This is a genomic window from Crateriforma conspicua, assembly GCF_007752935.1.
In the GTDB taxonomy this organism is placed as follows: Bacteria; Planctomycetota; Planctomycetia; order Pirellulales; family Pirellulaceae; genus Crateriforma; species Crateriforma conspicua.
The window spans coordinates 4,107,548-4,131,851 of the sequence record NZ_CP036319.1 but is presented as its reverse complement, the minus strand read 5'-3'; the positions used below and the strand labels follow the sequence as shown (position 1 = coordinate 4,131,851).

Sequence of the window (24,304 nt, the reverse complement as noted above, 5' to 3'; positions counted from 1 at the left end):
CGGCGGATGATCGTTGGGCGGCGACCGGTCAGAAAGCTGGGGCAAACGCGATAGCCGCAGGCGTCAGCGGCAGACACCAAGAGTTGTCGCGCCCTCGCCTTGCTCAGGCTTTTTGAAGTTGCGTTTATCTGGTAACCCGACGCGTAAGCGAGGAAAAGGCGATGTGGACATCGCCTCGCTCAAGCTGCGGGCTATCGAGAGGCCAATGCCTCGGGTGAAGTCGCGACTTCAAAACTTGGGCTCGGCCCTCCCGGAGGGAGGGTTTAACGATGCCGGCCCGATCCCGCCGCGTCCGCCTTTACGACAGCTGTGCCGTGTGGCTGACGTAGACCTTCAGCGAGTGACAGGGCATCGGGATCATGCGATTGGTCGGCGCGATCGGCCCGTCAACGTTCGGGAAGATGTCGCCCGGCGATTCCGCTGCCGTGTCGACGAACAGATTCCACTGCACACCGCGGCTGATTTCCGGCAAGTGGAATTCGCGATCGTCACCGGTGCTGTTGAACATCATGATCAGGTCGCGACCGATCCCCTCGGGGTCGGCGATTCGAGACGGAGCACTGACGTACGCCATCATCGCCAGTTCATGTTGCCCCCAATCCAACGGGTTGCCTTTGCCGTTGTACCAAGACACGTCCGGGATGCTGCGGCCGTCAACAGGATGTCCGGTCAAGAAATCGCGACGACGCACGGTCGGTTGTTCACGGCGGAACTGAATCAGCCCGCTGACGAAACGCAACAAGTCGTCATTGCGTTCGACTAACCGCCAATCGAACCAACTGACATCGTTGTCTTGGCAATACGCATTGTTATTGCCCTTTTGCGTCCGTCGGATTTCGTCGCCGCTGACCAGCATCGGCACCCCTTGGCTTAACAACAGCGTGGTCAGCATGTTGCGGATCTGGCGTGCACGGATCGTCACGACACCTTTGCGACGCGTCGGGCCTTCGATGCCGTAGTTGTCGCTGATGTTGTGGTTGTCACCGTCGCGGTTGTCTTCGCCGTTGGCGTCGTTGTGCTTGTCCTTGTAGGTCACCAAGTCATTCATGGTGAACCCGTCGTGGCTGGTCACCAAGTTGATGCTGCAGAACGGCGGCCGCCCGGCGTGTTGGTACAAGTCACTGCTGCCGGCCAACCGAGTCGCCAAGGCGCCCAGCGTTCCACCGTCGCCACGCCAGAAACCACGAACGTCGTCACGGAAACGACCGTTCCATTCGGCCCAGCGGTGGTTGCCAAAGCTGCCGACCTGATAAGCCCCGGCGGCATCCCAAGCTTCGGCAATGATCTTCGTGTCCGCCAACATCGGATCTTCGGCGATCAATTCGACCATCGGCGGATTGGGGATCAAGTTGCCGTGACGGTCACGCGACAAGATGCTGGCCAGGTCGAAACGGAATCCGTCGACGTGATAGTTGTGCACCCAGTGACGCAAGCAGTGAAAGATCATCTCACGGACGACCGGGTGGTTTCCGTTGACCGTGTTGCCGCATCCGCTGTAGTTACAGTAATGCTGGCCTTCGCTCAGGATGTAATAGACTTGGTTTTCCAAGCCCTTGAACGACAGCACGGGGCCGTTTTCGTTGCCTTCGCAGGTGTGGTTGAACACGACGTCCAGGATGACTTCGATCCCGGCTTCGTGCAGGGCTTTGACCATCTGCTTGAATTCGTTGACTTGGGCACCCGGGGTTCCATCGTGGGCGTAACCACGGTGCGGTGCGAAGAAGGCCATCGGGTCATAGCCCCAGTAGTTGGGCCGCTTCAGCTTGTTGCCCCAAATGTCACGAATCGGAAACTCGTGGACCGGCATCAGTTCGACGGCCGTGATGCCCAGCGATTTCAGGTACGGGATCTTTTCAATCACGCCCAAGTAAGTGCCGGGACATTTGACCTTGGCGGTGCGGCTGCGGGTGAATCCGCGGACGTGCATTTCATAGATGACCGTTTCGGACATCTCGTGACGCAAGTGCCGGTCGCCTTCCCAGTCAAAGCGTTCGTCGACAACGACACACTTGGGCGGACGGATCACGCCGTCTTTGGACTTTTGAAAGGTTCCCGCCAATGCACCGGCAAAGGGGTCGATCAAACGCGCCGAAGCGTCGAATCGCTGACCGTTGGCCGGATCAAACGGGCCGCTGGCTTGAAGGTGGTAAAGCTGTCCAGCTTCCAGACCCGGAACGTTCAGACTCCAAATGTCACCCCAACGATCGGTGTCGCGGTCGAAGTCGATGATTTCAGCCGGTTCACGGTCGTTGACCTTGTTGTACAACAGCAACCGCATCTCGGTCGCCGATCGGCTGAACACCGAAAACTTGACTCCCTTTTCCGTCAGGTGAGCCCCATAAGGTGCTTGGTAGGTGAACTGCAGGTCGGGACAAGGCTGTCGCATGAGCATGTTGCGGTTTCTCCGATACATATCGCAATCCGCACGCCCCGACGCATCGGGAATCATTCCCCGGGCCGACGGCGGCGTGCTGTTTCAGTGGTCAATCGAAACCTACCACTGCCTAAGGGACCGGGCGAAAATGGTCGGCCGGCCGCAGGCTTTTTGTCGGTGGCCCCTGGAGCGCAAATCGAATGCGAAAACGTCGTCGGTCGGCAAAAGATCTTCGAACAGGTCGACTTTGCCGATCGATGCGACGGTGGCGCTTCGGCATCACGGACTTCAGTGGCCAACGGTGATTTCGATCAATCGATGGTTGGTGCGGGTGGGCGAAGAAACCTCCCTCGAAATTGGACGGAAAAACAAAGCGGTCGGGCATTGCGGTGTCGCCACGTGCCGTCCACATCGCACAAACAGTTCCAAGCCCACCGGCGGCAGAGTTCGGAACGGCTGACGCAAAGCGGAACATTGGAAACTGCAAGCCTGGATGGCACGCGGTGACAGGTCGATGCCGTCCATCGCAGCATAGCAACCGTGGATTCACCCCCGAAGACCCGGCCGTTCCGCTCCGTCGCGGGTCCCTCACCACGGTCAGAATCGTCAAAAGTTCCCGTCCCACGCCAGCGGTCCCACCGGATCCAATGGCAAGGTCGCCGGATCCGCCCCAAGTGACGTGCACCACCTGTTATTGCCGCCCTGGACAAGCCATGCTGTTGCCAGCGGCCCGGCCGTCGGTGCAAAGTATGCGGCCGAAGGCCTGAAGATGCGGCGGATCAGAATTTTTGAATCCGCCAAAATTTTGGTCCACCGGCCGAATTATTTGCCGGCACAGCCCGATGTCGCTCCATCGCGACGCCGCGTTCCACCATGATTGCTGCGGCCGCCGTCCGGGCCCCCTTGTGTCAGTCACGTCAAAGAATCCGAATCCGTCCCATGGCCGCCACCTATAAAGACGCCGGCGTCGACCTGGATGTCTACGCCGAATCGATGAGCCGATTGCCGCGGCTGATGCACCGCACGTTTTCGCCGCGAGTCATCCCCAGCGACGGCGGATTCGCCGGACTGTTTCGTCTGGATTTTGCCGGGCGACTGTTCGCACGCAATTATTCGGATCCCGTTCTGGTCAGTGGCACCGATGGCGTGGGGACCAAGCTGAAGATCGCGCAAACGACCGGCCGCCACGATACCGTCGGCATCGATCTGGTCGGCATGTGCGTCAATGATCTGTTGTGCACTGGTGCCGAGCCACTGTTCTTTCTGGACTACGTCGCGATGGGACGCGACGACCCGGCACGGTTGGAGCAGATCGTCCAGGGCATCAGCGACGGTTGCGTCGCCGGCGACATGGCACTGCTGGGTGGTGAAACCGCGATCATGCCCGACATGTACGGCGACGATGACTACGACTTGGCCGGTTTTGCGGTCGGCGTGGTCGAACGGAAACGATTGATCGATGGTCACACCGTCACCGCGGGCGACGTGGTCTTGGGGATCGCTTCGTCCGGGCTGCACAGCAACGGATTTTCCCTGGTCCGCAAAGTCATTAAAGACGCGGGCCTGGATTGGGACGCCAGCCCCGACGGCTTGGGCGGCCAGACGCTGGCCGATGCTTGTTTGACGCCGACACGTATCTATACGCCCGCCATTCGTGCGATCCAGTCCCAGTATCGGGTCAAGCAAGTCCTGCACGCGATCGCCCATATCACCGGCGGCGGGATCGAAGAAAACCTGGATCGTGTCTTGCCGTCCAACGTCGACGCCGTGATCGATGCCAAGGCCTGGCCGGTACCACCGGTGTTCCAGTGGCTGCAGCAAACCGGCAAAGTGGACACGTCCGAAATGCGCCGCGTCTTTAACATGGGCATCGGGATGGCATTGGTGGTCAGCGATTTCTATGCGTCCAGCATCGCCAACCGATTGAATGAAACGGGATTCGAAACCCACACGATCGGCCGTATCCAAGATGGCACCGGCAAAGTCGTCTACGCCTAGGTGTCCGCAAACCCTAGACGCCAGCCGCTGGATCTCCGGTGCAAGAACGTGTATGCGGATCACGTGACGCTGCGTGTCCGCGTGTTCATCCGTCCTGGTCGTGTCGATGGGAACAGATCACTTATGATTGGTGGGTTCGTCGAAGAATCCCCAAAACAGCCCCGCCTTAACGATTGATCCCATGACGATATCGCTTCGATTCCCCGCGTTGTGTTTGGTCTGTGTCTCGCTGGCGCTTGCACTATATTCCTGTGCCGCCATCGCCGAAGAAACGCGGCAGTCCGCGACCGGGGACGACCCGAGCGATCTGCGGGTGATGACGTTCAATATTCGCTACAACAACCCCAAAGACGGCGCCGATGCGTGGCCCCATCGTATCGACATGGTGGCCGATCGAATTCGCCAGTCCGCGGATGTGGTCGGTCTGCAGGAAGCTCGCCAGGAACAGATTCAAGACCTCGCAGGCCGCCTGGACGAATACCAATGGTTCGGTGTCGGTCGCGACGACGGTCAGCAGGGTGGCGAGTTCTGTCCGATCTTTTATCGTGCCGATCGGTTGAAGTTGTTGGAAACAAAGGTCGCTTGGTTGTCGGAAACCCCCGATGTCCCCGGCAGCAAGAGTTGGGATGCGGCGATCACCCGCCTGATGACCATGGTCAAGTTTCGCGATCAAAAATCGGGCGGCGTGTTTTGGATGATCAACACCCACTTTGACCATCGTGGACCCCAGTCCCGTATCGAAAGCGCGAAGATCATTCGCACGACCGCACAGCAATTCGCCGCAGATTATCCGGTCGTCGTCACCGGCGATTTCAACTGTCTGCCCGACAGCCGGCCGTACCAGATCATCACCGATGACGATGACGAATCACTTTTGGCCGATGCACGGACCATCACTCAAACGCCGCACCGAGGGCCCGATTCGACATGGTCGGGTTTTCGCGAGGTGGAAGATGGACGACGAATCGATTTCATTTTCGTCACGTCCGATGTCCAAGTCCGTCGTCACGTCACGTTTGGCGACCAAGTCGGTGGACGTTTCCCATCGGACCACTTGCCGGTGGTTGCGGCCATTCGTTTCGTGCCGCGCTAACACGATTCGCTTCCATCGATCTGGCGATCTGCGTTTCTGTTGATGCCGATCTCGGTAAAGGAACATTCGGTTGAGCGACTTTCTTTTGCACGCTTCGACGTGGGCCGTCGTCACACACGTGACCGTGGTGGCCGCGTTGTCGGTTCGCGTGATCATGAATCGGCCCGCGACCGGCGTGGCGCTGTCCTGGATTCTGTTGATCTTGGCGACTCCCGTGTTCGGTTCGGCGTTGTACTTGATGGTCGGTGAACGACGCATCGGACGTCGGCGTCGTGCCGGATTCCAGGGCTTGCGGGAAAACTATCGTCGCGTCGCGGAAACCGCTGCCGTGGAAGGACTGACGAACATCCGTTGGGACGATCACACGCCGGGGCTACGTGGGATGGACCAGATCGGTCGTCGGCTGGTCGGATTCCCGACCGTGCGGGGCAGCCGTCATCGCTTGTTCAGCAAGACCGATGAGATCCTGCAAGCGATCGCTCGCGATGTCGATCAAGCGGAATTCAGCGTGCTGATGGAGTTCTACATCTGGCATCCTGGCGGTTTGGCCGACGATGTCCTGGAGGCCCTGATCCACGCGGCCGGTCGTGGCGTTCACTGTTGCGTGTTGATCGATGCCTTGGGGGCTCGGCCTTGGTGGAAAACGGACCAGCCCCAGCGTTTGCGTGACGCCGGCGTTCAATTGCACGCCGCCCTGCCCGTCGGACTGTTTCGAACCTTCGTCGGCCGTACCGATTTACGACTGCATCGCAAGATTGTCGTGGTTGATGGTCATATCGCCTGGACCGGCAGCATGAACCTGGTCGACCCGCGGTTTTTCAAGCAAGACGCCGGCGTCGGTCAGTGGGTGGATTCGATGGCCCGCTTGGAAGGTTCCGCCGTCGCCCTGTTGGCCGCGGTGTTCATCGGCGATTGGAATCTAGAATCCGGGACGCCATTGGCCGAACTGGTCGAACGTGCCAAATTGCGATTGATCGAACCGGACGGGCCTTCGGATCTGCAAGTGATCCCGTCGGGGCCCGGCCAATCGGGCGATGCCCAGTTACAGATGATCTTGACGCTGTTGAATACCGCACGAGAAGAAATCGTGCTGACGACGCCGTACTTGGTTCCCGACGAATCGCTGTTGCGGGCGATGAACGGGGCTTCGGCCCGCGGTGTGACGGTGCGATTGATCGTGCCGGAAAAGGTCGACTCGTTTTTGACGCGTTACGCCAGCCGGTCTTATTTCCAAGACATGTTGGACCACGACATCGAAGTCTATCTGTACCGGGATGGCTTGCTGCACACCAAAGCGATCACCGTGGACGGCCAACACGCGATGTTCGGAACGGTGAATCTGGACATGCGCAGCTTCTGGTTGAATTACGAAGTCGCGTTGTACATTTACGATTCGAATTTCGCCGCGGAAATCCGTCAGTTACAGCAAACCTATCTGGACGATTCCGATCGTTTGGATCCGGAACAATTTGCACAACGTGGTTTCAAAGAACGTTTTTTGGAAAATTCGCTCCGTCTGGCCAGCCCGCTGCTTTGAAACTGAAATTTGCGATTGGCACCACATTGCCCGGGTCGCTATCCCATTGGCTGGATCTGACTGTGATATTTCCCGTCCATTTGTTTCGCTGGTCGACCCATGCAATCGATTGCTCGTGAATTGAATCTTCCCGAACACCAGGTCGCTGCGGTGATCGAGTTGTTGGAAGAAGGCAACACGATTCCTTTTATCGCCCGGTATCGCAAAGAAGCCACCGGCGGTCTGGACGAAATCGCCTTGCGTGCGATCGAAGACGCGTTGGAACGACACATCGCCCTGCAGGCTCGCAAGGCGACGGTGCTGAAGACGATCGATGAACAGGGCGCACTGACCGCTGAACTCAGAAAACAAATTGAACAGTGCAACGACATGCGTGCACTCGAAGCGTTGTATCTGCCGTACAAACCCAAACGGCGTACACGAGCGACGATTGCTCGGGAAAAAGGTCTGCAACCGCTGGCCGATTTGCTGTTGAAGCAAACGCGGTTGCCCAAGTCGAAATCGCAAGTCCTGCAAGACTTCGTTGACGCCCAACGCGATGTGCCCGATGCCGATGCTGCGTTGGCCGGAGCGCTGGACATCGTCGCCGAACAGTGGAGTGAAGACCCGTCGGTCCGCCAATGGATGGTGGAAAAGGGGACAAAGTACGGCCAGATCACATCGGCGGTGAAACGCGGCAAGAAGGACGAGGCTGAAAAGTACGAAGCGTATTTGGATCGATCGGAATCGGCTGCCCGAATCCCGGGGCACCGATTGCTGGCGATGTTGCGTGGCGAATCCGAAGGCGTGCTGCGGATCGGTTTGCAGATGGAGGACGATCGTGCGATCGCACACCTCCGTTCGACATTCTTGCGGAATCGCTCGTTCGAGTTTGCGGCCGAGTTGGCCGATGCCGCCGAAGACTGCTTTGTGCGTTTGTTGCAGCCTGCGACGCAGTCCACCGTCTTGCAAATGCTAAAGGAAAATGCCGATCAGGAAGCAATCGAAGTCTTCGGCAAGAACCTGAACGAACTGCTGATGGCCCCGCCCGCCGGCCCGCGTGTGACCATCGGTATCGATCCGGGGTTCCGCACCGGTTGTAAAGTCGCGGTGGTCGATGGGACCGGAAAGTTCTTCGAAAACACGACGATCTATCCGACACCACCGAAGTCGGACACCTCCGGCGCGGAAGCAAAACTACTGGGATTGATCCAAAAACACGGTGTCGAACTGATTGCGATCGGCAACGGCACCGCCTCACGCGAAACCGATGCGTTCGTGGGCCAATTGATCCGCGATCACAAACTGTCGGTGACCAAAGTCATGGTCAGTGAATCGGGCGCGTCGATCTATTCGGCCAGCGAATTGGCGGGCAAAGAGTTTCCCGATTTGGATGTCACCGTCCGCGGTGCGATCAGCATTGCCCGACGTCTGCAAGACCCGCTGGCTGAACTGGTCAAGACGGATCCCAAATCGATCGGGGTCGGCCAGTACCAACACGACGTCAACCAAACGCAATTGCGAAAGTGTTTGGACCGTACGGTCGAAAGCTGTGTGAACCGCGTCGGCGTGGACTTGAACATGGCCAGTGTTCCGTTGTTGTCACGTGTCGCGGGTATCGGTCCCAAGTTGGCCGAGAACATCGTGCAGTATCGAAACGCCAACGGGCGATTTTCTAACCGCAAAGAATTGGTCCAGGTCCCGAAGCTGGGCAAAAAGGCGTTCCAGCAAGCCGCCGGATTCCTGCGCATCCGTGGTGGCGATGAACCGCTGGACAATTCCGCCGTTCACCCGGAAAGTTATCCGGTGGTCGGGCGCATGGCGCGCGAGCTGAAGGCTGACCTGAACAGTCTGGTGGGTAACGCAACGCTGAGCCAAAAACTGCAACCCGAATCGTTTGTCGATGATCGCTTCGGTATCCCGACCATCCGTGACATCATCGCGGAACTGGGCAAGCCCGGACGCGATCCGCGTAGTGAGTTCAAGGTCGCACGATTCGATGATGCGGTGCAATCGATGGATGACCTGCGGGAAGGCATGGTGTTGGAAGGCGTCATCACGAATGTCACCCACTTCGGCGCATTCATCGATCTTGGTGTGCATCAAGATGGTTTGATCCACATCTCTCAATTGGCCAATCAGTTCGTCGATGATCCATCCGATGTGGTTTCGGTCGGCGACGTGGTCCGAGTCAAGGTCTTGGAGGTGGATGTGGACCGCAAACGCATCGCGGTTTCCAAGAAAGCACTTGGCTAGCGAATCGTAACGCCGAAACCGTTTGGGTCATTTCGGCGGTTCTTGCCCGTTGTATTCGCCCATTCGATCGGGAGTGGGCAAGTGTTCTTCTAAGATGAACTTCGGTCGCGAATGCGAATTGATATACGCCGCGACGTCCAACGATTGCTGTTCAGTCAAGTAGGGATCGTCCAAAGGCATCGCCACTTTCAACCACGATGCCAGTTTCGCGTTACGTGCCAAACCGGCGCCGTCGTTGTACGATTCGTCACCCCACACCGGTGGACCATCGTCGCTGCCTTCGCCCGCGTCGCCGTGGCAGTACGCGCAATGATCGGCGTACAGTGTTTCACCACGTTCCCGATCCGCGGTCGACGGATCAATCGTTAGTGGCTGGACATGATTTGGCCCCAGCGGACGCGATGGATTCATCCCCATCGCTTCACCTTTTGACAGCCAAGTGATGTAAGTCGTGATGGCGACCGACACCTCGCTGCCGTTGGGCGGCCGAGTCCCATTCATGCTGCGCATGAAGCAATTCAACGCACGATCTTCCAAAGTGATCACGCGTTGCTCTCGGGGGGACCACGCCGGATACGCCGTGGCGATGTTCAAGAACGAGGCGGCCTTGGGATGCGTTCCCCCGTTCAGGTGACAGGAACGACATGACAACGCATTGCCTACGTATGACTTTGATAATGGGTGCGTGCCTGTTTCGTTGACGATCGTCTGCCCCAGTCGGACGACGTCGCCCAATGGGCCCTGTGGCATTGAACGCCCGGACGTTTCCGTCGGCTTTGGCGATTCCGCCCAGGTGGACAAGGCAAACACGAACAGCATCACTGCAACTGCGGCAGTCAGCGATCTACATCGCATCAAATTCAGTTTCATATCACAGATCAAATCGAAGATTCTTCGCAGTCGTGTGCCCAGCGTGGCGAGTCGGACCGGATGGTGATTCGGACGAGCACCAGTTCATGAAATGTCCAAACGTTGCAATCATTCGCCCATCCGGCGTGCGAAAGTGAGGGCGAAAAGGTTTCAGCAAGCATGCCCGAGTGGATTCAGCGATCCGACATGGCTTGTCGTATGACGCCACCGCGAACACGACAACCGATGGAGCGATTACCATTCTGGATATGCAACGCTTCTTCCCCGTGCCCCCCCCAATTCCGGATCCCTTCGGAAACGATATGAACCGAGTTTGTTTCTCACTGCTTTTTGTCGGTATTGCCGTTGCGTCGTCTTCCCCGGCACCGAATCGGGTCGCTGCTGACGTGGTGCCGGTTCCCCAGACGATTGTTCCCAAGCGAATGGACGACGTCACGCCGCGCAACGTCGTGTTCATCCTTTCCGATGATCATCGATACGATGCGATGAGCTTCATGGGCCATCCGTTGGCGAAAACGCCACACATGGATGCGATGGCAAAGAACGGCGTGCATCTGAAGAACGCGTTCGTCACCACTTCGCTGTGTTCGCCAAGCCGTGCGTCGATCCTGACCGGGTTGTACACGTTTCGGCACCGCGTGATCGACAACCAGCGTGCCGTTCCCGATGGCACCGTGTTCTTCCCACAGTACCTCCAGAAAGCTGGCTACAAAACGGGGTTCATCGGCAAGTGGCACATGGGAAGTGCCAACGATGACCCACGGCCCGGTTTTGATTATTGGTTCAGCTTCAAAGGACAAGGCCAATACTATCCGCCCGGTCCGAATTACACGATCAACGAAAACGGCAAGCGTGTTCCCCAGGACGGTTACATCACCACCGTTTTGACCGATAAGGCGGTGAACTTTATCAAAGACAATGCCGATGCGGACCAGCCGTTCTTTTTGTACCTGTCGCACAAAGCGGTGCACGGTCCATTCACACCCGAACCGAAATACAAGAGCAGCCTTGCCGATTTGCCGTTCACTTTGCCACCCTCGTCCGTATTGTTGACCGACAACTTGCGAAACCGACCACGTTGGTTGTTGGATCAACGCAACAGTTGGCACGGGATGGATTTTCCGCTGCATACCGGCAGTCCGGTGGAGGCGTTCTACAAAAGTTATTGCGAAGCATTGCGCTCGGTCGACGACAGCATCGGTTCGGTCATGCAGCAGCTGAAAGACCTTGGGATCCATGACGAAACCCTGGTCATCTACATGGGCGACAACGGTTACATGTTTGGCGAACACGGGTTGATCGACAAACGAGTCGCCTACGAGACGTCCAGTCGGGTTCCGATGTTGATGCAGTGTCCGGAAATTTTGCCCGCCGGCACGGTCGTCGACGAAGTGGTCGCCAACATCGACATCGCACCGACGGTGATGCAGGCGATGGGGTTGGAAAAGCCTTCCTACATGGACGGCCAAAGTTTTCTGCCTCTGGCGTTGGGCCAAGAAATTCCCTGGCGAGACTACTTTTTGTACGTCTACTACTGGGAACAAAACTATCCGCAAACGCCGACGCACTTTTCATTGCGCGGCGATCGGTACAAATACACGACCTACTACGGTCTTTGGGACACCGATGAATTGTTTGACATCCAAGCGGATCCAATGGAGCAAAACAATTTGATCTATGATCCCGAGTACGCGGACGTCAAGCAGCAGATGCAAACACGCTTGTACGACATGATGGACGATTTGGGTGGCATGGAAATTCCGCTGAACCCACCGCGCGGACGCCAGCAAAACAAGCGGCTTCGGAAACGCGATGGCGTCAAGTCCGCCGATTTTCCCGAAGCGATGGTTGTCGACGAACCGCTTCGCAAGGAATTGAAATAGCGGACCCATCGCCGTCGCCCACGGACACGACCCGTCGCCGTGTGGCCTTGCTCCGTCCCTTGCAGATGATCCGATTTCCATCCCTTCACCCCACCATTCGTTCGATGATTTGGAACCGATTCCTTGGTGCCGCCACGCGTGGCTGCCTCGTCTTACTGACTGTCACGTTTCTGGTCAGCGATCTGGCGGCGGAAGAAGACGCGATTTGGGGTTCGGACGAACCGACCCATTTCGATCTGGAGATTCATCACCCCAGCATTGAAGAAGTGACTCTGTTCGCTTCGCATCCACAGATTGTCACTCCGGTGGGAATCGCTGTTGCGCCCGACGGTCGTGTGTTCGTTCAAGAGAACCATACGCACAAACGCGAAACAAACTACAAGGGTCCCGACAAGGATCGAATTTTGGTGTTCGAAGACACCGATTCGGACGGCATCGCCGACAAGCGGTCGGTTTTCTATGAAGGCCACACCTTCAGCACCGATTTGCTGTTCGGTCCCGACGGACATTTGTACGTTAGCACGCGATGGTTCATCGGCCGTTTTCCCAACGCCGCAGACAAAGCGACCGCCGACGGGGATCCGGAGAAGTTGGTCGTCTGCGAAACCGATGGCGATTACCCGCACAACGGTGTGGGCGGACTGGCGATTGATCCGGCCAAGCCCGATTGGTTGGCGTTCGGGTTCGGTGAAAACTTGGGTGCGGATTACCGATTCATCGGTTCCGATGGAACGGAGCTTTCCGGTGGTGCCGAGGGCGGTTCAACTTACCGATGTCGAACCGACGGCAGCCAACTGGAACGTCTGTCGACCGGGCATTGGAACGCGTTCGGCATGGCGTACGACTTGAAAGGCAATCTGTTTTCGACTGACAACGATCCCAACGCGACCCCGCCCAATCGTTTGTTGCATGTCATCCCTGGGGCCGACTTTGGTTATGAATATCGGTACGGTCGTTCGGGGCGACATCCACTGGTGTGTTGGTACGGCGAGAACCCCGGAACACTGGGCATGATCGGGGCGCTGGGCGAAGCCGCTTGTGGACTAATTTCTTATGGCCCCGGGCAATTGCTCAGTGCTTCGTGGACCGACAATCGTGTCGATCTGCATGGTTTGACGCCCAAGGGGGAATCTTTCGTTGCCTCGCGCGAACCATTCCTAAGCGGTCCAGATGATTTTCGGCCGGTGCACTTTGCCTATTCGCCCGACCGGACGGAATTGTATTTCACCGACTGGGTCAAGATCTCGTATCCCGTTCACGGGCACGGTCGAATCTGGCGTGTGAAGTTGAAGCAACCCGTGGATCTGGCCCCACGCCCGCGCGGCGACGATGGTTCGACGCTTTCGTTCGATGACGCGATGGGACGTCTAGCCAGCGACGATCCGTATGCACAAACCCGAGCGATTGCATCGTTGGTATCGACGCCCGATTTGCTTGATCCGATGGGGTGGCAGCATTTCGAAAGTGCAACTGCCAAGGCGAGCTATGCGGTGGCTCTGAAGCGGATCGACAACGGTCGGGGACACCAGGGACGCTTCATCGAAGCGATCCCATCATTGTTGAACGACCCAGATTCGGACGTCCGATTTGTCGGCATCAAATGGATCGCCGACGAAGGTCTGGACCAGTATCGGTCGGACTTGCAACGCACCCTTGAACGCGGCGATCTGCGGCCTCGTGATCTGCGATCGATCGTGGCGGCGTTGGCGGCGATTAGCGAAGGCGACGGGAAAGAATTTTCACCGGATCAAACGCTGCTGGATTTGGCGGTCGATCCGCTCAAGCCAACTTCCCTACGATCGCTCGCCCTGCGAAACATCCGCGCGGATCATCCTGGCCTGACCGTGAAGATCCTGGGAACGCTTGTCCAATCGGATGTACCGTCCGTCCAACGTGAAGCGGTTCGTTCGCTGGCACTGCATCCGAAACCGGATCGTGCGAAAGTGCTTGCCGACGTTGCCGCAGACGATTCCATCGATTCGGTCACGCGTGCCGATGCGATCGCCGGGTTGGTGGATTCGACGGGTTTCGACGATCTGTTGCAACGATTGACCGAGGACGCGGATGCCGCGGTGTCGGCCGAAGCGAAACGAACACTGGTCGCCCAAGGGCTGGCTCAGCGCAAACTTGATCCCAAGCCGGATGTCGACGACTTGTCGGGATGGCAGGCACTGGTCGACACCGCCGCGGGTCAGGGGGACGTCGCCGTGGGACGCCGATTGTTTTTCCACACCGCGTTGGGCGGGTGCTACAAGTGCCATGCGATGAATGGCCGCGGCAATCAAATCGGTCCGGACCTTTCAACCATTCATCGGCAAAGCGATATTGATCGGGATTGGCTGTTGAAGCACATCGTCAATCCCAACGCGGAAATGGCACCGTATTATCGCCCACAACAATTGTTGACGCTGGACGGTGAAATATTGACCGGGTTGGTCGTCGGTCGTGAAGGACAAAAACAAGCCTACGTTGGAAACGATGGCGTCATCTTCTTCGTCGATAAAGATGACATCGAAGAACGTCGCGAATTGATGTCGTCCATCATGCCCAGCGGTCTTTTGGACACGATGACAGCCGATGAGATCCGTGATTTGATCGCCTACCTATTGTCAGGTGACGAAAGCTGACCGACGCGCCGCGGCGGTGCAGGTGGCCTGACAACCCAGCAACACTGGGGCCGATTCCTGCCTGCCGTTCGTGGCACCCGCAAGTTTTGGCCCATCCGCTTTACAAAAGGTTTTTCGGATGAATGCCAAATGCAATCCTGGTCCTAGCCGACGAAGTTTCATCAAGCGGGCGGCCATGACGGCTTCGGCGGCCTTGGCCGTTCCCACCATCATTCCGCGGCATGTGTTGGCATCGGATTCATCACCCGGTGCCAATGACCGAATCAATGTGGGCATCATTGGCATGGGCATGCGTGGGGATCAATTGACCCGCAATATCCCGAATTCGGGACGCGTCGTGGCGATCTGTGACGCGGATCTTCGCAAAACCGATGAAGTGACGAAGAAGAACCAGGCCGATTGGCGGGTCTATCAAGACTATCGCAAACTGATTGATCAGAAAGACATCGACGCGGTGATGGTGGCGACCGTCGATCACCATCATGTGTTGGCCAGCATTCTTGCATGCCAAGCCGGCAAAGACGTGTATTGCGAAAAGCCGCTGTCGTTGTACCTGCGCGAAGGTCGTGCCCTGGTTGATGCGGCACGCAAATACCAGCGAGTCGTTCAGACGGGCACCCAACAGCGAACGATGGAAATGAACCAGTTCGCATGCGAGTTCGTGCGGGACGGTGGGATCGGTGACATCCGAGCCGTCGAATGTGTCAACTTTCGAGGCCCCAATCCGTATCCCGCCAAAGGTTTGCCCGCCGAACCGATTCCCCAAGGCGTCAACTGGGATCTATGGCAGGGACAAGCTCCGGTGCATCCGTTTCATCACGAATTGTTCCAGCACTGGACGGTCAAGAATGGACGCTGGTGGGGCAATTGGCGTGACTATGCCAATTCGCAGGTAACCGGAATGGGCGCCCATGCCTACGACATGGTGCAGTACGCGCTGGGAGCCGATGAAACCGGCCCTGTCGAATTTTGGCCGGTGGATGAAGGCCCGCAAGCACGCGTGGATTTTCGTTATGCCAACGGAGTTCAAGTGAGACTGAGCTTCCCGGACAAAGAACCAAGACGTGGTCCTCAGTTGGGTGCCGTGTTCACCGGTTCGAAATGCAAGATGGAAATCAATCGCAACAAGTACACTACCAACCCACCAGACTTCGTATCCGATCCGCCGGATCCGGAACTAGCGGCGAAATGGGAAGGCGACGACTTGATCGCACGCGGCCATGTCGACAACTGGTTTGACTGTATCCGTTCACGCGAAAAACCCAATGCGGATGTGGAAATCGGACATCGCACGGCCTCGATCAGCCACCTGATCGTGATCACCCGCATGCTGGGACGGCGTCTGCAGTGGGACCCCGAAAAGGAAACATTTCCCAACGATGACGAAGCCAACGCGTTGCTGGATCGTCCACGTCGAAAAGGGTGGGATTTACCCGACATCGGTTGACCGAGGTCGATCCGGCGAATCACATCAATTCGGTCCGCTTCGGTCGAGGGCGAAGGCCTTGCGCAGTGCCCGATCCTGCGACATGGAAATCGGCAACATGCATCCGTGACGTGATCCCGGCGGCAAGCGATACTTGTCCCAGTCCTTGTGATGCGTGTCGCCGAAAACCGGCACCCACGGGCGATCCAATTCAGCGATTTCGTTGATACAATGCGGCAATCGCACGCCGATCAATCGGGTTTCGATTGGACGCCGGTCAGTTTTTTGAAAAACTGAATCTCTTCAGCGTCAAACGGCGTTCCATCAGCACGCAACAAATCGTGGAACCACAACTCCGGTTCCGGAAAGGCTTCGCCGGGGGCCACCACGTTGCCATCACGACGTTCGGCAACCAAGTCTTTGCCTTTGCGACTTTCCCACGGCCAGATCGTTCCCGACTTTCCGGATACGAATCCCCAATTGACCGCGCCGACGTTGTGTTTCTTCAGTACCGGCAAGCAATCTTGGACGCGGCTGCCACGAGTCCGCGCCAGCCACTCGGTGACGATGACCGGTCGGCCGTCTTTTTTGTAATCCAGGATCAGTTCTTCTAGTTGCGCCGGCGGGCTGTAACTGTGAATGGAATGAATGTCCGCGTTGGAACGATTGATGGCGATGTTCCCGACGCCCACGCTGCCGGCCGAGTTGCTGGTGATGGGTTGTGACGGATTGACTTCCCTTGCCCACACCCAGGCTTGGTGCACCAAGCGGTTGGACCGATCACCCATGCTGGTTTTCGAGCCCTGTTGTTTGGCCATGTCCCCCGATTCGCCTTTGCCGCGCCCCGGTTCGTTGTACAGTTCCCAAAACAGGACGCGATCGTCATCGGCAAAGCGTCGCATCGTGCCTTGGACGTATCCGCGCAAACGTGCGACTTCTTCGACGGTTGCATTTCCCTCAGCAAACCTGACCGCCAGATCGCGCGCCGGACAGTTTCGCCAACCCGAATTGTGATAACGCTTGACCGGAAACGGTTGCGGTCCCAACTCGGGAGTCGGAAAGTGACAGTCGTCAAAGAATACGAAGAATGGCCGAATCTGGTGCTTTCCGCAGATGTCCAAGAACTGGTCCATGCGTCCGTAGAAGCCTTCTTCGTCATCGTCCCAGACCAAATCATGTAAGTAGACCCGCAGGGTATTCATGCCGATGTCTTCGGCCCAACCGAGTTCTTTGTCGATCTGTTCCGGATCAAACGTCGACGACTGCCACATGTCGATTTGATTGATCGCCGTCGCGGGATAATAGTTGCATCCGACCAACCAAGGTTGTTTCGCATACCATGCGTTGGCCCGCCCGACGGTCCAGCGACCATCCACCGGCGGGAATTCTTTCAGGATTTTTTCTGTTGTCCTCCGCTGTTTCTTGTTCGCCGATCTTTTGCGGATTGAATTTCCGGACTCGGTGTTTCTGTGCTGTGCAACGCAAACGGGATGTAAAAACAACAGCGCAGTGGCCATGATCGGCAACAACAGCTTGACTGGTTTCATCATGAATCGATCGGTCGATGGGTGCGTTGGGAAATGGATGTGCGACAGAGTCCCTCATTACGATATCTATACGCAATCAATCGCGAATCCTATTCACGCAAATGCGACCGAAAACGCCAAGTGTTGATTGGTCCGGCAAAGCCGGCACTTCGGATGGCAACTGGCCGGCAAAGCGGCATGCAGATTCGCGATGTGGGGGCCGGGGCCCGTCGATGGACAACGGAATCGAACACTTGTCGATGGGCTAACACAGCCGCGGGGATGGGAACGATGGTACATTGGTCGATTCATCCGGTTGGAAACGTTTCACGTCGACGAAGGCGACAAGTGCTATGAAATTGGCTCACGTGCTTTTACTCGTCATCCTTTGTTCGCCGACCTTGCACGCACAACACGATGAACCGCAAACCATTGGTTTGACGCAAATCAACGGACGGCATTGGTTGGTTGGGCCAGACGGTGATCCGTTCTTTGCACACGGTATCACGCACATGGGGACCAACCGTGCGACGTTTGACTACTCCGTGATCTCCAACGCGTGCAAACGTCTGGGGTTTAATGCCTATGGTTACGGGTGTCCCGACGCATTGCGGGCGGATATGCCCTACTTGGAAAGCTGGAATCATTTGGTTCCCATTTCCATGTACCGTGGGAAGGATAACATTCGGTTCGTCGACATCTTTGACCCGGCGGTACAGGCGAAGCTTCAGCGTGGTGTGAAAGCCAGTTGTCAACGCAGTCGCGACAATCCGCACAACGTCATCGGTTACTGCTGGACGGATCTGGGGGCCTGGCCGCTGGACAATCCGACCGGAAAGAATTGGGTGGACTTCATGCGTGATCTGCCTGGCGATTCACCGGGACGCAATGTCTATGACGCTTTTGTGGCGAACTGGGATGGTGATGATGGACAGGCCCGCGATCAAGCGTTTTTGTGCCGCATCGCTGGGCAGTATTTTCGCGTGATCGGCGAAGCGAACCGCAAATATGACCCTGATCATTTGATCTTCGGTGATCGGTTTGCATTCAATACGTTGGACCCGGGTGTCGTCAAAGAAATGTTGCCATATGTCGATGCAATCGCGATTCAGCCGCATTTTTGGGCGCCGTTCCCCAAAGACGAATTCGACAAGGTTTTTCAGTTGACCGGAAAGCCGATCTTGATTTGTGACTTTGCGATCCGTTTCAAGGACGGGGACAAAGACGTTCGGATGTGGAAGATCGCGGATGACTCAGTGGCCGCGGGTGAAGCCTACGTCGATTATGTCAAAGCCGCGTTGGACACGGATTACATCCTGGGCGTCTTCTGGTGCAATCCAGTGGACACCAGCAAAGGTTTCGGAAACGCCGGCGTCAAACAGGGCTTCTTCGGCGATGGGTTAAGCGAGCGTCCGGGACTGCATGATGCCGTACGACGTCTCAACGACTATCGCGAAAGCGTCACGCCGCAAGGTTGAAGGTTGCGACCGAGTGATCGGTGCGACATGTCGTCCTGATGCGGCAAAAATGCGTCACTTCGTGGTCGCCCACTGCCACGCGGCAAATCTTGCATCGCGACAATAGCGGTGATGACCGATCGGGTTTCGAAACCGTTTGGTCGATCGCTACAAAGGGATCCAAGATTTGCTCTGGGGGCGGCGTAGGTAGCACCATGAACGATGACTCTTATGCAGAAAGACTGCAGCGTTATCGCGTCGCGATGGCCAACGGCACACCGGACCGCATCCCGATCCGGCCATTCGTGGCCGAAGCCACGGCAACGATCGCCGGCATGACGTGCCAAGACGTGACCCAGGATTATGAAAAGGCTTTCGAAGCCGTTCGTGTCGCGACGAAGCAATTCGGGTGGGACGCGGTTGTCCCAAACATGGTCTACGTCTGGGGGCTGATTCCCCAGTTGATGGGAACCCGCTACTTGGCCATTCCGGGCGTCGGTTTGGATGCGAACAACTGTTTCCAATACAAAGAACCGTCTGAAGATCAAGCGTGGATGCGCAGCGACGAATACCAGGCATTGGCGGCGGACCCGACCGGCTTTCTTTTGGAAACCTGGATTCCTCGGACGCAGTCGCGCGTCTGCGGGCCTGGCCAATCCAACACCACGGAAAATAACCTGGCGTGGTTGAAAGGCGGCATGGCAGTCATGCAGTACTTCAACGCACTGGGGCAAGCGGTCCAGCAACTGCGCGTCGAATGCCAAACTCCCGCCGCGATCTGCGGCATCTTGAAGAGTCCGTTTGATATCATCGCTGACAAGTTTCGCGGCTATCTGGGGATGACATACGACTTATTTGAACGCCCGGCCGAAGTCATGGCGGCCGTCGAAGCCTTGATGCCGCATATGTTGGAAGTCGCCAAAGCGTCCGCAGACCCCGATCGCGTGTTGCCCGTCACGATTTGGATGCACCGCGGTTGCGTGCCACTGATCAATCAAGACCAGTTTGACCGGTTCTATTGGCCAACACTGAAACCGATCATCGAAGAACTGTGGGCCGATGGGCATCAAACCCTGTTCTATGCCGAAGGCAAATGGCATCATCACTGGGACGCTTTCTTGGAGTTACCCGCCGGCAGCATCATTGTTCATTGCGACCAAGATGACGTCTTTGAAGCCAAGAAGAAACTCGGCCACAAGTTTGCAATCAGCGGCGGGATCCCTAATCGGTTGCTCAGCTTTGCGGATGCTGACGAAGTCCGCCGGTACTGCAAAAAAGTGATCGCCGAGGTCGCCGTCGATGGTGGCTACATTGCCGACGCGGGCGCGATCATGCAGAACGATACAAGCATCGAAAATCTGCGGATCATGACCGAGACTTTTCGTGATTTTGGAACCTATTCCCAGTCCTCGGGCGGCATGCCGGTAGAATCGATCGCCGCAAGACCTGCCGACGGACGATTCATTCACGACCAGTCCGATCGTCCCGCCGGCGTTGTCCAACCATGGGCAAACGTTCGACAAGAATGGCCGGAAATGACCGGTGACGAATCCGTGGTCCAGTCGTCTTGGCAAGGGATCGACGCTTGGGCCTACGCTTTTCTGTGGCACATGGTCGTATCGTTCTAAATCGGTATTCAGGTTCTGTAGGTGAACGTAATGCGGCGAGTTCGCAAGTGACACTGCCGTTTATCAGTCGGCCGTCTTTTCCATCGCAATCAGATTGTCTTTCATCTGATGCATCGCCTTCATCGCGATCTTCCATTCTTGCATGGTCAGCCCGTCCTTCAGGCTCTCCCGCAATTGGCGAAACGGTGGCAACAGCCGCTCAATCTGACGTCTCCCCTTAGCCGTCGGTGAAATCAGAACGGCTCGGCCGTCCTGAGGGTCTTTCTGTCGCTTCACCAGCCCTTTGGCGACCAATCCGTCCAGCTGGCGAGTGATCGTGGTTTTGTCCCGCAGCATGATCTCGGCAAACTCGCCGCGGCGAAGCGGTTTGCCCGATTCCACCAACACCATCAACAACGCGGATTCCTCGGAGGAGAGTTCCGAATCGTTTTCCGCCAGCACTTGTTCGATGCGCAGCCGAAACAGATACGCCAAACGGCTGATCAAGAATCCCGGACGCTGTTGATTCGCCATGCGGTTTGACCTTGGGAATGACTGAAGTTCTACGCTGTTGCTGACGCCGGGTGGCGGTTGACTCGTGGGTGTGTGCATTGTACACATAAGGGCTGTGGCGGCCAATGCCGGTCTGGCGATCAGAATGCCGAAATTCGTTTGGCGTACTGTTTGCTGGGCTGTGATGACAATGTCGCGGGAGTCTCGGAACGACGAAGCCTTAGTCGGTCTCCCTGGCATTGCTTTCGGGGCGGTGACACGGCCACGGTCGGATCGCTTAACCAAGCGGTTCCGTGGTGTTTCCGGCACGATCCAGTCAAGAAAAGGACAACCCCATGACGAAAATCGCAGTCACCTCCGCTAGCGGAAAACTGGGCGGTGCCATCGTTCGGGCCGCCGCTGAAATCGTCGGACCCGTTAACGTGATCGGCTTGGCGCGGACACCCTCCAAAGCCGAATCGTTGGGAATCGAAATCCGCCCCGGAGATTACGAGAAACCCGATGACTTGAAACAGTCACTACAGGGCATCGATGCGGTTCTGTTGGTTTCAGGGATGGACGCGCCGGATAAACGCATCGGTCAACATCGCAACGTGATCGAAGCCGCCAAGCAGTCGGGGGTTCAGAAGCTGGTTTACACCAGTATTCAGGGAGCCGAACAATCGACCGCGTTTTCGCCCGTCGTTCACAGCAACCGACAGACCGAGACGGATGTGCGCGAAAGCGGATTGCGCTGGGTGATCGGTCGCAACGGAATCTACATCGAACCGGATGTCGAATACATCGACACGTACAAGCAACGTGGCGAAATCGCGAACTGCGCCGGTGACGGTCAATGCGGCTACACGACGCGACCGGAACTGGCTTATGCGTACGCACGGATGCTAACGAAATCCAAACACGACGGCCAAACTTATAACCTGCACGGCGAAGCGATCACCCAGCAACAGTTGGCTGACTATCTGAACGCTGCCTTTGGAACGAATCTGAGCTATCGGGCGATGTCCGTGGATGAATATCGCAAGGACCGTGTCGACGAACTAGGGGAATTCATGGGAAATATCATTGCGGGGATCTACGAGGGCATCCGAAACGGAGCAGTCGACAATCCCAGTGATTTCCTGGCGGCCGCCGGTCGCGAACACCAGACTTGGCAGTCCTATTTTGACCAACTGAAAACCCACGCGGTCACCTGATTCCGCCAACGCAAACCGGGAAAGTATCCCGGTCTTGGTCTCGTGATGGCTTCTCTGAGAACCGACGATGTCCGATAGATGCATGGGATCAATGAAAGAAAATTACCGGACCCGACTTTGCAGGAAGTCCGGCTGTCCGATCGTTTCAAAGAAAAGCCGTATTGATCGAATTCTAACACTCCTTTCATCTCCGCTTTCCCCTATTGTTCACCAGGACAACCGCATGAATCGTTTGTTATTGGCAACCATCGTCTTCTTGGCAGCATTGCAGCCGATCATCGTTCTTGGCGCCGGTGATGCCGCAGCGAGATTGACTGCGCAAGGCAAGCAATTCGAAGAGCGTATTTTCAAGATCGCCGATAACGCTTACACGGCGGTCGGCTACAGCGTTTCGAACGTGTCCATGATTGTCGGTGACGACGGGGTGGTGATCATCGATACTGGCATGACCCTGGATGATGCGGGTCGTATCGCCGAGAAATTCCGAAAGATCACGGACCTGCCCGTCAAGGCGATCATCTTCACCCACTCGCACGGTGATCATACCGGCGGTGCAGCCGCGTTTTTGGGTGAATCGCGACCTCAGATTTGGGCTCACGAGAATTTCGGCAGCGAGGCTCGCGGTTGGGTCAGTGGCGACTTGACGGTGCAGAAGATACGAGGTGCTCGGCAGGCCGGTTTTTTGCTGCCGTCGGATCAACGGATCAATAATGGCGTGGCACCGGTGCGATACCCCAACCGCGGTGGTGCTGTATTCTCGTCCGACGACAGGACCAGCCCGACGCATTTTCTGCGAGGGGATCAACAATCATTGAACATTGCCGGGATCGAACTTGAATTGGTCTCGTCGCCGGGTGAAACGAATGACCAACTATTCGTGTGGTATCCGGCTGGAAAAGCACTGTTCGCTGGCGACAATTTCTATCGCTCCTTCCCCAACCTGTATGCCATTCGTGGGACTCCCAACCGCAGTGTGCGTCTGTGGGCCGACAGCTTACAAAAGTTAGCCGACCATCACGCACAAGCTCTTGTCGGTGGTCATACCAACCCAGTGCTTGGTGCACAAAAGGTCAACGAGGTGCTGTCGGACTATCACAACGCGGTGCGGTTCATCCATGACAAGACCGTCGAAGGAATGAACCAGGGAATGACACCGGATCAGCTGGTCGAATACGTTCAGTTGCCCGATGACTTGGCCGCAAAGGATCACCTGCAACCTTTCTATGGACATCCCGAATGGGGAATTCGCAGTGTGTTCAACGGATATCTGGGGTGGTTTGACGGGAATGCGACCCATTTGTTCCCGTTGTCACCCAAGGCGGAAGCACAGCGGGTCGCCGATCTTGCCGGCGGGCCAGACCAATTGACCGCCAAGGCGCACGAGGCGGTTGCATCAGGCGATTCCCAGTGGGCCGCGCAATTGGCCGATCATTTGTTGGCGATCGAACCGAACGATCGGGAAGCCAAGCAAATCAAAGCCCAAGCGTTGACCCAATTGGCCCAAGACATGGTCAATGCGACCGCTCGGAATTACTACCTGACTGTCGCTGCGGAATTGCGGGGCGATTCGAAGTAGTTCCGATCGACGTAACCTTGACGGCCTCGGCTTGCCAGTCGGTGCCCTGCTCCGTCACGCGGCGGCGGCGATAGCACGCCGCGGGCGGTTGGTCGATGTCGAATCAATCGACTCGCTTGGTGATTTCGATCAGGTGGTATCCGAACTGCGTCTTCACGGGACCGTGAATCTTGTTCAGTTCGCCTGTGAAGACGACCTCATCAAATTCCTTCACCATTTGACCGCGGCTGAAAGTCCCCAGTTCGCCGCCTGATTTCCCGGACGGGCAGGCGGAGAATTCCGCGGCGATGGCGCCAAAGTCTTTTCCGCCTTCGATCTGTTCTTTCAAGTCCTGACATGCATCTTCGGTTTCAACCAGGATGTGACGTGCGCTGGCGGTTGCCATT

The 24,304-nt window shown here is 57.0% G+C and carries 17 protein-coding genes; 11 read left to right on the top strand and 6 right to left on the bottom strand.

Annotated features, from left to right (window positions below; all coding sequences use genetic code 11):
* Positions 1 to 298 precede the first annotated feature (298 nt).
* Positions 299 to 2,392 (bottom strand): glycogen debranching protein GlgX, encoded by a 2,094-nt coding sequence (gene glgX, locus Mal65_RS15080; protein ID WP_165701298.1) that lies wholly within the window; start codon positions 2,390 to 2,392, stop codon positions 299 to 301.
* Positions 2,393 to 3,313: 921 nt separating this feature from the next.
* Between glgX and purM the strand changes: the two genes are divergently transcribed.
* From purM to Mal65_RS15060, 4 genes are all read left to right on the top strand, one after another.
* On the top strand, positions 3,314 to 4,372 hold the full coding sequence (purM, locus tag Mal65_RS15075; RefSeq protein WP_145299193.1) for a phosphoribosylformylglycinamidine cyclo-ligase: 1,059 nt from the start codon (positions 3,314 to 3,316) through the stop codon (positions 4,370 to 4,372).
* A gap of 181 nt (positions 4,373 to 4,553) precedes the next feature.
* Complete coding sequence (locus Mal65_RS15070) at positions 4,554 to 5,465, top strand: endonuclease/exonuclease/phosphatase family protein (RefSeq protein ID WP_145299190.1); 912 nt, start codon at positions 4,554 to 4,556, stop codon at positions 5,463 to 5,465.
* Positions 5,466 to 5,535: 70 nt separating this feature from the next.
* Positions 5,536 to 7,002: a cardiolipin synthase gene (cls, locus tag Mal65_RS15065; RefSeq protein ID WP_165701297.1), complete on the top strand. Its 1,467-nt coding sequence runs from the start codon at positions 5,536 to 5,538 to the stop codon at positions 7,000 to 7,002.
* 99 nt (positions 7,003 to 7,101) lie between these two features.
* On the top strand, positions 7,102 to 9,237 hold the full coding sequence (locus tag Mal65_RS15060; protein ID WP_145299184.1) for a Tex family protein: 2,136 nt from the start codon (positions 7,102 to 7,104) through the stop codon (positions 9,235 to 9,237).
* A 27-nt stretch (positions 9,238 to 9,264) separates the two neighbouring features.
* On the opposite strand, the gene Mal65_RS15055 is transcribed toward Mal65_RS15060, so the two are convergent.
* Positions 9,265 to 10,056, bottom strand: a complete 792-nt coding sequence (locus Mal65_RS15055; RefSeq protein WP_231131144.1) for a c-type cytochrome — start codon at positions 10,054 to 10,056, stop codon at positions 9,265 to 9,267.
* 353 nt (positions 10,057 to 10,409) lie between these two features.
* Between Mal65_RS15055 and Mal65_RS15050 the strand changes: the two genes are divergently transcribed.
* The 3 genes from Mal65_RS15050 to Mal65_RS15040 all read left to right on the top strand — a co-directional run bounded on the left by Mal65_RS15050 (position 10,410) and on the right by Mal65_RS15040 (position 16,064).
* Positions 10,410 to 11,990: a sulfatase family protein gene (locus tag Mal65_RS15050; RefSeq protein WP_145299179.1), complete on the top strand. Its 1,581-nt coding sequence runs from the start codon at positions 10,410 to 10,412 to the stop codon at positions 11,988 to 11,990.
* 104 nt (positions 11,991 to 12,094) lie between these two features.
* Positions 12,095 to 14,617: a PVC-type heme-binding CxxCH protein gene (locus Mal65_RS15045; protein ID WP_145299176.1), complete on the top strand. Its 2,523-nt coding sequence runs from the start codon at positions 12,095 to 12,097 to the stop codon at positions 14,615 to 14,617.
* A gap of 175 nt (positions 14,618 to 14,792) precedes the next feature.
* Entirely contained in the window at positions 14,793 to 16,064 is a 1,272-nt protein-coding gene (locus tag Mal65_RS15040; protein WP_165701296.1) for a Gfo/Idh/MocA family protein, read from the top strand.
* Between the two features lie 24 nt (positions 16,065 to 16,088).
* On the opposite strand, the gene Mal65_RS15035 is transcribed toward Mal65_RS15040, so the two are convergent.
* Positions 16,089 to 16,289: a hypothetical protein gene (locus Mal65_RS15035; protein ID WP_145299169.1), complete on the bottom strand. Its 201-nt coding sequence runs from the start codon at positions 16,287 to 16,289 to the stop codon at positions 16,089 to 16,091.
* A gap of 5 nt (positions 16,290 to 16,294) precedes the next feature.
* A complete protein-coding gene (locus tag Mal65_RS15030) occupies positions 16,295 to 17,593 on the bottom strand; it encodes a cellulase family glycosylhydrolase (RefSeq protein WP_145299167.1) in 1,299 nt (432 codons plus the stop codon).
* A 377-nt stretch (positions 17,594 to 17,970) separates the two neighbouring features.
* Between Mal65_RS15030 and Mal65_RS15025 the strand changes: the two genes are divergently transcribed.
* Both Mal65_RS15025 and Mal65_RS15020 read left to right on the top strand, forming a co-directional pair.
* On the top strand, positions 17,971 to 19,047 hold the full coding sequence (locus Mal65_RS15025) for a glycoside hydrolase family protein (protein WP_231131143.1): 1,077 nt from the start codon (positions 17,971 to 17,973) through the stop codon (positions 19,045 to 19,047).
* A 194-nt stretch (positions 19,048 to 19,241) separates the two neighbouring features.
* A complete protein-coding gene (locus tag Mal65_RS15020; protein ID WP_145299162.1) occupies positions 19,242 to 20,654 on the top strand; it encodes a uroporphyrinogen decarboxylase family protein in 1,413 nt (470 codons plus the stop codon).
* Positions 20,655 to 20,717: 63 nt separating this feature from the next.
* Here the strand turns inward: Mal65_RS15020 and Mal65_RS15015 are convergent, their stop codons facing one another.
* Positions 20,718 to 21,167, bottom strand: coding sequence for a MarR family winged helix-turn-helix transcriptional regulator (locus Mal65_RS15015; protein ID WP_165701295.1), 450 nt, complete (start codon positions 21,165 to 21,167; stop codon positions 20,718 to 20,720).
* 314 nt (positions 21,168 to 21,481) lie between these two features.
* On the opposite strand from Mal65_RS15015, the gene Mal65_RS15010 reads away from it, so the two are divergent.
* Together Mal65_RS15010 and Mal65_RS15005 are read left to right on the top strand one after the other, a co-directional pair.
* Entirely contained in the window at positions 21,482 to 22,342 is an 861-nt protein-coding gene (locus Mal65_RS15010) for an SDR family oxidoreductase (RefSeq protein WP_145299156.1), read from the top strand.
* Between the two features lie 223 nt (positions 22,343 to 22,565).
* The gene (locus tag Mal65_RS15005; RefSeq protein ID WP_145299153.1) at positions 22,566 to 23,918 is read left to right on the top strand and encodes an alkyl/aryl-sulfatase; all 1,353 of its coding nucleotides are present in this window, start codon (positions 22,566 to 22,568) and stop codon (positions 23,916 to 23,918) included.
* 103 nt (positions 23,919 to 24,021) lie between these two features.
* Here the strand turns inward: Mal65_RS15005 and Mal65_RS15000 are convergent, their stop codons facing one another.
* Positions 24,022 to 24,303, bottom strand: coding sequence for a peptidylprolyl isomerase (locus Mal65_RS15000; RefSeq protein ID WP_145299150.1), 282 nt, complete (start codon positions 24,301 to 24,303; stop codon positions 24,022 to 24,024).
* Position 24,304 lies beyond the last annotated feature (1 nt).

Excerpts from the sequence above, each read along its gene's own strand:
- glgX (WP_165701298.1), bottom strand. The coding sequence starts at position 2,392 with ATGCTCATGCGACAGCCTTGTCCCGACCTGCAGTTCACCTACCAAGCA.
- purM (WP_145299193.1), top strand. The coding sequence starts at position 3,314 with ATGGCCGCCACCTATAAAGACGCCGGCGTCGACCTGGATGTCTACGCC.
- Mal65_RS15070 (WP_145299190.1), top strand. The coding sequence starts at position 4,554 with ATGACGATATCGCTTCGATTCCCCGCGTTGTGTTTGGTCTGTGTCTCG.
- Mal65_RS15060 (WP_145299184.1), top strand. The coding sequence starts at position 7,102 with ATGCAATCGATTGCTCGTGAATTGAATCTTCCCGAACACCAGGTCGCT.
- Mal65_RS15055 (WP_231131144.1), bottom strand. The coding sequence starts at position 10,056 with ATGCTGTTCGTGTTTGCCTTGTCCACCTGGGCGGAATCGCCAAAGCCG.
- Mal65_RS15050 (WP_145299179.1), top strand. The coding sequence starts at position 10,410 with ATGAACCGAGTTTGTTTCTCACTGCTTTTTGTCGGTATTGCCGTTGCG.
- Mal65_RS15045 (WP_145299176.1), top strand. The coding sequence starts at position 12,095 with ATGATTTGGAACCGATTCCTTGGTGCCGCCACGCGTGGCTGCCTCGTC.
- Mal65_RS15040 (WP_165701296.1), top strand. The coding sequence starts at position 14,793 with ATGACGGCTTCGGCGGCCTTGGCCGTTCCCACCATCATTCCGCGGCAT.
- Mal65_RS15030 (WP_145299167.1), bottom strand. The coding sequence starts at position 17,593 with ATGATGAAACCAGTCAAGCTGTTGTTGCCGATCATGGCCACTGCGCTG.
- Mal65_RS15020 (WP_145299162.1), top strand. The coding sequence starts at position 19,242 with ATGAACGATGACTCTTATGCAGAAAGACTGCAGCGTTATCGCGTCGCG.
- Mal65_RS15015 (WP_165701295.1), bottom strand. The coding sequence starts at position 21,167 with ATGGCGAATCAACAGCGTCCGGGATTCTTGATCAGCCGTTTGGCGTAT.
- Mal65_RS15010 (WP_145299156.1), top strand. The coding sequence starts at position 21,482 with ATGACGAAAATCGCAGTCACCTCCGCTAGCGGAAAACTGGGCGGTGCC.
- Mal65_RS15005 (WP_145299153.1), top strand. The coding sequence starts at position 22,566 with ATGAATCGTTTGTTATTGGCAACCATCGTCTTCTTGGCAGCATTGCAG.
- Mal65_RS15000 (WP_145299150.1), bottom strand. The coding sequence starts at position 24,303 with ATGGCAACCGCCAGCGCACGTCACATCCTGGTTGAAACCGAAGATGCA.